Origin of the sequence: Wohlfahrtiimonas larvae (assembly GCF_002006755.1) — a bacterium.
Lineage (GTDB): Bacteria > Pseudomonadota > Gammaproteobacteria > Cardiobacteriales > Wohlfahrtiimonadaceae > Wohlfahrtiimonas > Wohlfahrtiimonas larvae.
This window is the reverse complement of sequence record NZ_MVDO01000031.1, coordinates 1-8,600: the sequence shown is the minus strand read 5'-3', so window position 1 is coordinate 8,600 and position 8,600 is coordinate 1. Positions and strand designations below refer to the sequence as shown.

The following is an 8,600-nucleotide window of genomic DNA, read 5'->3' as shown; positions in this document are numbered from 1 at the left end:
CATACCAACCGCCATCTTTGATCTCACGCTTTACAATACGAATGGATTCTTTTGCGCCAGGCTGAATATCATTTTTTGGCGAAATTACTTCAATATTCTGAACACCTGCAACACGTGCCGCTTGATGAATCTGATTCACTGTGAGCATTTCTTTAGGCTTAAAAATATCTTTCGCTTTTCGCTCTGTTGCATTCAATTCACTTAAATATTCGAGTGATTTTAAAATACGCGCATTCACTTCATCTTTATCTGAGCCTTCAAAATATGTTGCTTTGATGATGATTTCTGTATCTTTGAAGATCGCTTTTTCAACATGCACTGTGTCACAAAGTGGGCGTACCTCTTCAGCACTCAAATGATTCCAAACTTGATCACGCAATTCTTCTGATGCTTCACCATTATTGCTGTGGCTGAGTAACACAACCGTCACATAGCCTTGAATCGGCGTATGTGCTAACACAGTTGCATGCATCACATCACTTGAAACTTTTAAAGAATGATATTCATACGCACCGCTTGGGCCCGCACATGTGAATCCTTCGGGCGCAATACTTGCACGATAACGCAATGATTCATCAGATTCGTTTGGCAATCTTGGTGTAACAGAATTGGCCGCACTTTGATCTAAATTACTACCATTTGCATAAGCTAGCATCGTTTGTCGTGCGGATTCATTGAAATGATTCACCCAATTCACACGATCATAAGCCCATGCTTCTAATACTTTTTTAATCGGATCACTTTCTACTAATAAGCCCGCATAAGTGGGATTTAATGCAATGAAAGCATCTTCAATGCGTTTCAGTTCAGCCTCAAAAGACAAAGGTTGAATAACAGAAGGCTTAGGCAGTGCAAATATATTTAATTGACTACACATTATTACCTCCTATTGTTGGTGTTAAGTATTGAAATACATTGAGTTGAGATTGGTTTTCTTTGATCACTGCATCAATGTATATCTCAATTTTTCCTCGCATTAATTTTGACGGAATAAATAAAACACGGCTGAGGATGATTCTTGGTTCATAGGTAAGTAAGGCCATCGTTGTACTTGCCATTAAAAGCATCAATGTGTAATCACTGCCTGGCTTATCCACCATTTCTGGTAATAATGTGCCGTAATATCTAAGCATTACACGTGATCCAATGCGTGTAGTGATGATGTCCATGATTGATTGCTCAATATGTTCATTCAAAGCGATAGGCTTACCTGTTTCGCGAGAGATATAACTCATGCAACACCGCCTGTATTATCGCCACCCGCTTTTACATCTGTATGGGCATGTTCTAAATACGGCACACCATGTAATACAGGGTCTATGTTGTAAGTCATTGTTGCATTGACAATGATTGGAATATTAATCATACCAACAACATTGCTGCGTACATTACTGCTCATTAATGAATAATTAGCTGACATTGCTTGATACATTGCACTACGTGCAAAGCCTGCATTCATCGCAAAACCACCGTTGAAGCTTGCAAATCCTTGTACTGTTAATGTTTTTGTAATGGTTGTATCACCGTTTAATGTGATCTTTGCTGCATTAACATCAGCTTTTTTACTATTTACTATGACTTGGCTAGCACTATTGATGGTTAAAATACCAGAGTCCGAATTATGATGAATACTGTCACCATTTTTTAGAAATATTTTGAAATCATCCTCACCCAAAGCTGGTGCATTCGATGAATCATTGAAACAAGGGAAGAAACGATTAACACGGTTTTCACCGCCTTCACTGACAACTAACCCAGACATACCAATTTTAGGCGCACACCAAATCATTGTTTGCCCAATGAATGCTTGAGAAAATGGCATCCAATCAGATTTCACACCTTCATCAACTTCAACACGAACCATCGCAGGTGCAGAAGATAAATTCACTTCTGCAATCGTGCCAACTCGGATTAAATTGTCTAGTTTTCGTAATAAGTCGCTCATATTTACACCGTGAAGTGATCCAATACTCGTTTTTTAACTAATGAAATTCGTTTGTCATTGAAGCCCAATAATGTTCGTTCTGGATACTTTGCAAATGCATTTTTCCCAACTTTTTTACGCAATCCAAAATGATGCGTTTTTGGAATTTTCTTTGCATTAAATTCGATGCTCACCTCATTTGACGTTGCATTGATTCGCATTGATCGTGTTTTGCTTAATTTTTTGAACATCTTGCCGTATTTTTTACTGCCTTTTCGTTTGCTAGTTCGCTTGCGTGGTGTCATCTTTTTGCCATCCGAATCAATGTTTTGACGGATGGATTTAGCTGTATCAACACGCAATGCCATGCCCAATTGCTTTGCCAATTTTTTACGACTGCCAGGCGTTAAACCTTTCAATAAAGCATCCAAATCACGAGTATCAGCAGACATTGACATGCAATTCATCTCCATCTTCTTTCACATTGACCCAATCAGTGATCATGAGTTCAATGGCTAAATAGACTTCTGTTTCACGCTCAAATGTCACCTCAAACTTGAAACGATCTTCTTTTTGATTATGTGATTCATAATCACGCATGAATTTCAGCAAATGTGCATAAATCACATCTTCATTACCTGCAAACTGATCCAATCCAATGAATACTGTGTATTCTTTTTTGAACGCCAATGATTTTGGGGATGATTGTTTAATGACACCGTCATCGACTAAAACATCAGTCCGAGCTGGATCATGAAACTTGGCTAAGATTTGGGTGATGATGTTGATCTTTTTATCTTTCATCATTTTTCTAAAGCCTTGATTTGTGCTTCGTGTTTATGCAACAACTGATCATGATTTTTCAGAATCATATTTGACTGTGATAAATCTTTATCAAACTCGTTTTGTCGTGTTGCAAATGCATCAGCACGACTTTCTAATTTCATTAATTTCAAATCATTGAGCTCAGTTTTTACGCTGAATGATTCGATTTTTAAGTTTGTTTGATTTTGCACATCAACAACTGAATCTAATCTTTTGTTTGTTGTGCTCATATACCAACTTCCTGCACCCAAGCCAATTGCAAATAATGTGCCGATAAACTTCCAAAGCTGTGTGTTAAGTTCGCGCACTGTAATGTTGTGGTTATCGACTGCCATTGGTTCCGCCTTCTTTGCAAAAATATGTATATAAATCCATATATTTTTCTAACTGTTCTTTTGTTTTTTCAGTGTCTTTGTATGACCCATGAATCGGATCAAAGATCAGACACATGCCGTCGTTGCTAATCTCGTAAGTAACCTTTTGCGCGCATCCGCTTGTCACGATCATCAGCATTACGATCAGCATTACGATTTTTGATTTGTTGAGCTGTTTGAGCATTTTTGATAACTGCATCTTTCACTCCTACTTTATTAATTGCTTCGTCCAGTTGTTGGCCCGTCTTTTTCAGCTTCCAATTTAGAACCAGAATGCTGATGACCAATAGGCTGATCACTGCCAAAATCCACGTTACGTTCATTTGTTTGTTCCTTGAAATTTATTAATGCATCACGCTTTTGGAGTGTGGTAACAATGCCTTTGGAAATCTTTAAGCCAGCAAAAGCCAAACAGTAAATCCAATAAATTTCAGATAGAGCAGTTGGATCACGCAATGCAACAATGATTAAAACAATTGTGGCAACAATGAATGCACCCAAACTGATCAACTTTGTATCGTCAATTTTTTCCATGGTTCACCTTAAAACTGTGGATATTGATTGGATAATGGCAACTCAAAATGAGGGCCATCAGCAAAAGCACGCTGTTTATTACGTATGCGCATATCAACATAAGCTTGTTGTGCTTGTTTCGTGGTTTTGCCTTGTGTTTCAGAAAGCAATTGATCCCACACGCCACCCCAACGAATAGGGATATTCAATTCAATGGATGCCTGACGAACTGCTTCAGCAATTTTGTAACAGCCTTCCCAATCCCACTTTAATTGGCCATTGATGAATGGCACTAAATCAACTGCATGTGCATAGCCATCTTTACCAATCAAATGGCGTGAATTGTGCAATGTTGTGGATGTACCTTTTTGATAATTAATCTTTTGTTGTGCTGCTGTACGTACACCTTCAAACACATTGAAATCTTGTTGTGTGATCTCAATTGCACGTTTTACAACTGCAACTAAATGAGGATGAACACCCAATAAATTTTGTTGTGATTTTTGCCCAAGTTTAAACATACTTAACTCCATAATTGGATGATCTCTTTCACAGGTTTCACTTCAACTTCTGGCAATGTCACCTTTGTGCCCATTGGCAACATATTTTTATGTTTGGCCAAATGACGATTAGCAGGTAATTCCAAAGTCGCATTCACTTGTGAGGTATCAATCCCATTTTTGTGTAATAGAAGATCAAGTGGCATATCAAGCTGTACTGTGAGAACTCTGCTCATACCAACTCCGCATATACGCCTGTTTTGCCTTTTAAGTTACGGATGGCAATAAAGCATTCAGCTTGAAATGTTTTGATGTTTGATGCAGCTTGTTCAGCTTTATCCTCACCCGCTTTACGTGCGAGATCCATATCTCGATATTCTTCTAGTAAAATTGATTTGGCTTTGCTAAATACAGCTTTTTCAAATAGCAAAACATTCTGATTAACCCCAGCAATTTCACGCGCTGGCACATCTTCCAAAATCAAATAACCCAACCCAACTTGTTTAGTTTCATAATCATTGAGCTGATTGATCACATGTACCAAGGCATTAATAACTGCTGTTTTGGCTTGCTCTGCACTGATTGAATTTAAAACACGCTTATCACTGCGAAATTCTGATAAATCAACACTTGGCCAAAAGCCAGAGCGGGGAATAATCTCACTGCTTGGTTTTTCTACTTTGCCAACGAATCCTGACATATCAGTTCCTTATTAAACTAAGCGATGCACTGCGCGGGGAATCGAATGATTAAAAATCATCAACTCAGCACAGGCATGCTTAGCACCGGGAGGTGTTTGGTTAATCTTTGTTTTCTTCTTGCTCTGCGATCAGCTTTTCAACTTCTGTAATCAGCTTTTTTACACCTACTTTTTCATACAATTGTTTCGCACGAGTGAAGTACGCTAAAGCATCATTCAGTTGATTTTCTTCTTTAGATAGAATTGCAGCTGTTTTATATAACTCTGCCAATACTTGATTTGGCATATCTTTATCTTTCACAAGATCAAAGAACGGCTGTAACTCTCCCAAAGTAAGATCAGGGAACTGACCTAAATCAGCAATCGAGCGAGCAATGAAACCAGCAGTTGTAATGCTAAAACTCGTTGTTTTATTTAACTGAATATCATGATCAAGCATGTATTCAGACAATTGCAGAGCTTTGTCTAAATCACCAATGTCAAAAGCCCAAATAAACATGTGAATTAAGATTGGATCTTCACGCTTTTCATTTTGTGACAAGATCCCTTCGCACCATGGCCAATATGTTTCAAAGTACTCATTTTTATAAGCAAGTTTGCCAGGCGTGCCTTGAATATCCGATAGTGCCTGTTTATCACGCGTGAGTTTAACCATTAATAATTCAAATTCACTGCGTTGGCCTGAATTTTCATCACTGGCAACAGCTGCTGCAATTGCTGTTTGTTTTGCTCTTAAGAATGGGTTCATTATGCACCGCCTTCATTTGCATCTTCTTCAACAAATACGATGCCTTCGATCAATACAGCCTTGTCATAATCACCCAAAGCATAAAACTCTTCTGTTTCAGAGAATCGATCAACACAAGAGAATGTGGAATTTTCTTCTAACCGCTGGCGAATAGATCCTGTTTGTGTGATGTGTGCCATGTTGTCAAATGATGTGATGAAAATTGTATTTTCAGGAAAGAAGTCCGCAGCATAAGCAGGGCGGCCGCCAACTTCTTTTCGAGCAATGGATACAGCATTGTCTGCTAAATCTTTGTTATTTGCCCCTGCATATAATGCAGATGCACGATCTAACAACATATTATCCGATGCAAATACCACTAAATTTTTACGTTTGGCAGGTGGAATCACAGCAATGGCTTTAGTGACTAAATCATCCAAGTTTTTGAATGTGCCTGTTTTGCCAATGGTTACTGTTAACTCACCAATCTTATCTTTGAATGCGTGCTCAGGTTTATGATCACGAACACGTTGCAACCAACCGATATTCACATCTTGACCCAATTCATTTGTTGCTGGATCTGTAACATCTGCTTTTTTGATACCATTCCAACCAATCATGCGGATTTCTGCATTTTTTTGTTCAAAATAGAATGCATTCACTAACTTTTGGAACTCAGGTTCAGTTGCCCATTCATTCAATGAACGATAAGGAATGTAGGTGTCAAAATGCGTGGTTGCTGTCTGATATTGAATGCCATTTGTGCTACCAATTTTTCGTGGCTGGCGTGGGTTTTTACGATCAGCATTGTTCACACGGCCAGAAATAATACCTGTTGGTGTGACTAAGCCAATATCTTCACAGATCATTTCTTTACATGTGCCGGTATGAATCTTTGATAAAAGATCATCATTGGCATATAGGTGTTTGAACCAATTGCGTTCTACTTTTGGGCTCACTGTAAACATGTGGCCTTTTGTTATGAAATCAACAGATACACCATGCAATTTGGCTTGTTGTTCTTTGAATAAGCTGAATGCTTGATAAGCTAATTGTGAAATTTCCATGTGATTACCTTTTTATGATTAACAATCAGCCAATAAAATATTGTCTGCGTTGTTGGTGGATGGGTGGCCTGTTGGATCAGCAGGTGTATTTTCGAGTGCAGAAAACTTCGCGATCAATTCATTGTTTTGTGTTTCTAATTGATCAATTTTTTCTTGCATGCCTGTGAATGCCATAGAGAACTTCTGTAATTCATCTGTGAATTCTTTTGGCAATGTGAACTCACCCACTTGAGCTTCAATGGGTTTAATTGGCTCAGGTTCAGCAGGTTTTTGTTTGCTAAACCATGTTGAAAAGAAGCTTGGCTTTGCTTCAGTTTTTTCAGGTTCAAAATCAAAAGAATTTTCTACATATTCACCAATTTTTTGTTCTTCATCTGCTTTTTTCAACAAATTGAATTCCATTAACTGTGTGTAGAAAGTTGAAGGTGAATCTGTAATTGCCAAGCCAAACAAGAATGGTTCGCCTGTTTCTGGTAACGTACCAACTTCAATTGACCAACCTAATTTTTGACCTGCTTCATGTGCTGCAATTAAGCCAGAATAAGCATCGACTTGAACTAATAATGCACGCTTTGTTTCACCTGTATCCGTTGTGAAGTTTTCAGCTTTTGCTGCAACAACTCTACCCAAAGTTGGGAAGTTGTCATTATTTAAAGAGAAACCACGAACGTGCTCAACATTGATGATTGCAGAATACTTTTCAGGATTATAGTTGGCTGCCATTTTGTTGATCATGTCATTCGTGATCTCTAAACCATTGAGTGCCATCCCTGACACAGCGACTCTAAAAAATTTTGTACGTTTAGGTTTCATTTGAATTCCTCAAATATGAAATTTATGTATCTAAAAAATAAAAATCATTATTCAAGTAATGCAAGAGTGATGTGTGCTGTTATGCCTTAGTTAGTGGGGTACTAAGGTATTCATAAAATTTTACACGTGTGATCACTCGCATAATGCGAGCATGAAAACATTAATGATGAACTTGCCCAATCCTGCGCTTGAACCCAAACAACAAGCGCGCATTTTATTCAATCTCGGTTGGAAAGAGATTGATATTGCTCGTTTATTGGGTATCTCACAGCCTACTGTAAATAGTTGGAAACGCTCAGAGAAGTGGGAAGAAGCCACAATGTTTGAAAAGATTCAAACGGCTTTAGAGGTTCGCTATACATTTTTAGTGATTAAACCTGAAAAGAGCGATAAAGAGCTCAAAGAACTAAAAGAGTTGGGCAAGCAAGTGAAAGACTTGATCATGCCACCCAAAACACGTTCAAGTGCGGCAAAATTAAGCTCTAAAGATTTTGATTGGGATAAGTTTGTTAGTCGTATTAATGAAGGTTTCAATGATCTCTTTCAGTTTCAAAAAGACATTATCACAACATTTGATCAGTTAGATCAAAATCCTAACTTTTCATCTGAATATTTACTAGGTAAAACACGACAAGCAGGTTTAACACATACATTTTCATTTTATAGATTGATGCGTTTAATCAATCAAAATAATAATCAGATTTATATTTCAGCTTCCAAAAATCAGGCTTATCAAGCACGCACATACATTCAGAAGTTTGTGAAAGAATATGCGGATATTGAGATTGGTGGCCGTGACAAGATGACGTTTAAGCCAGGTTTAGAATTTTATTTCTTAGCCGCCAATCCTGCCACAGCTCAGGGTTATTCAGGGGATGTGACTTGTGATGAATTCTTGTGGATGCCTCGCTTTGATGAACTCACAAAAGTAGTATCAGCTTGTGCGACACAAGAACGATACAACGTGGCATATTTATCCAGTGCTTCAAGTAAAGATCATCCTGGCCATGCTTTCTTTTTTGGGGATAAATGGAATCGTAAACACCCTAAAAATAAGATTGATACTTCATACGATTTATTACGAAAAGGTCATCTTGGCCAAGATGGAAAATTCAGACAAATCATAACGATACATGATGCTGTCGCAGGTGGTTTAA

The 8,600-nt window shown here is 38.0% G+C and carries 15 protein-coding genes; 1 reads left to right on the top strand and 14 read right to left on the bottom strand.

Translation table 11 applies throughout. The annotated features are described in order from the left end of the window. The 14 genes from BZK14_RS02225 to BZK14_RS02160 form a co-directional block, all read right to left on the bottom strand. On the bottom strand, window positions 1–877 hold an 877-nt coding region (locus tag BZK14_RS02225), incomplete at its 3' end, for a baseplate assembly protein (RefSeq protein ID WP_077924974.1). Then, a complete protein-coding gene (locus BZK14_RS02220) occupies window positions 870–1,235 on the bottom strand; it encodes a GPW/gp25 family protein (RefSeq protein WP_077924973.1) in 366 nt (121 codons plus the stop codon). The genes BZK14_RS02220 and BZK14_RS02225, both read right to left, overlap by 8 nt. Next, complete coding sequence (locus BZK14_RS02215) at window positions 1,232–1,945, bottom strand: phage baseplate assembly protein V (protein WP_077924972.1); 714 nt, start codon at window positions 1,943–1,945, stop codon at window positions 1,232–1,234. Before BZK14_RS02215 ends, BZK14_RS02220 begins: the two co-directional genes overlap by 4 nt. 2 nt (window positions 1,946–1,947) lie before the next feature. Further along, window positions 1,948–2,382 carry a phage virion morphogenesis protein gene (locus BZK14_RS02210; protein WP_171973618.1) on the bottom strand — a complete coding sequence of 145 codons (435 nt, stop codon included), beginning with the start codon at window positions 2,380–2,382 and terminating at the stop codon, window positions 1,948–1,950. Next, window positions 2,366–2,731 carry a phage tail protein gene (locus BZK14_RS02205; protein ID WP_077924970.1) on the bottom strand — a complete coding sequence of 122 codons (366 nt, stop codon included), beginning with the start codon at window positions 2,729–2,731 and terminating at the stop codon, window positions 2,366–2,368. Before BZK14_RS02205 ends, BZK14_RS02210 begins: the two co-directional genes overlap by 17 nt. Then, complete coding sequence (locus BZK14_RS02200) at window positions 2,728–3,084, bottom strand: hypothetical protein (protein ID WP_077924969.1); 357 nt, start codon at window positions 3,082–3,084, stop codon at window positions 2,728–2,730. Before BZK14_RS02200 ends, BZK14_RS02205 begins: the two co-directional genes overlap by 4 nt. Next, the gene (locus BZK14_RS02195; RefSeq protein ID WP_077924968.1) at window positions 3,071–3,322 is read right to left on the bottom strand and encodes a hypothetical protein; all 252 of its coding nucleotides are present in this window, start codon (window positions 3,320–3,322) and stop codon (window positions 3,071–3,073) included. Before BZK14_RS02195 ends, BZK14_RS02200 begins: the two co-directional genes overlap by 14 nt. Window positions 3,323–3,339: 17 nt before the next feature. Then, complete coding sequence (locus tag BZK14_RS02190; protein WP_077924967.1) at window positions 3,340–3,657, bottom strand: hypothetical protein; 318 nt, start codon at window positions 3,655–3,657, stop codon at window positions 3,340–3,342. A gap of 8 nt (window positions 3,658–3,665) precedes the next feature. Then, entirely contained in the window at window positions 3,666–4,157 is a 492-nt protein-coding gene (locus BZK14_RS02185; protein WP_245831123.1) for a M15 family metallopeptidase, read from the bottom strand. 2 nt (window positions 4,158–4,159) lie between these two features. Further along, the gene (locus BZK14_RS02180) at window positions 4,160–4,372 is read right to left on the bottom strand and encodes a tail protein X (RefSeq protein ID WP_077924965.1); all 213 of its coding nucleotides are present in this window, start codon (window positions 4,370–4,372) and stop codon (window positions 4,160–4,162) included. Next, window positions 4,369–4,836, bottom strand: coding sequence for a head completion/stabilization protein (locus BZK14_RS02175; protein ID WP_077924964.1), 468 nt, complete (start codon window positions 4,834–4,836; stop codon window positions 4,369–4,371). Before BZK14_RS02175 ends, BZK14_RS02180 begins: the two co-directional genes overlap by 4 nt. Window positions 4,837–4,936: 100 nt before the next feature. Next, the gene (gene gpM / locus BZK14_RS02170) at window positions 4,937–5,584 is read right to left on the bottom strand and encodes a phage terminase small subunit (RefSeq protein ID WP_077924963.1); all 648 of its coding nucleotides are present in this window, start codon (window positions 5,582–5,584) and stop codon (window positions 4,937–4,939) included. Next, window positions 5,584–6,630, bottom strand: a complete 1,047-nt coding sequence (locus BZK14_RS02165; protein WP_077924962.1) for a P2 family phage major capsid protein — start codon at window positions 6,628–6,630, stop codon at window positions 5,584–5,586. Before BZK14_RS02165 ends, gpM begins: the two co-directional genes overlap by 1 nt. An 18-nt stretch (window positions 6,631–6,648) precedes the next feature. Continuing rightward, window positions 6,649–7,443, bottom strand: coding sequence for a GPO family capsid scaffolding protein (locus BZK14_RS02160; RefSeq protein WP_077924961.1), 795 nt, complete (start codon window positions 7,441–7,443; stop codon window positions 6,649–6,651). A 151-nt stretch (window positions 7,444–7,594) separates the two neighbouring features. Here BZK14_RS02160 and BZK14_RS02155 point away from each other — a divergent pair. Next, window positions 7,595–8,600: terminase large subunit domain-containing protein (locus tag BZK14_RS02155; RefSeq protein WP_216350012.1), on the top strand; the 1,006-nt coding region annotated here is incomplete at its 3' end.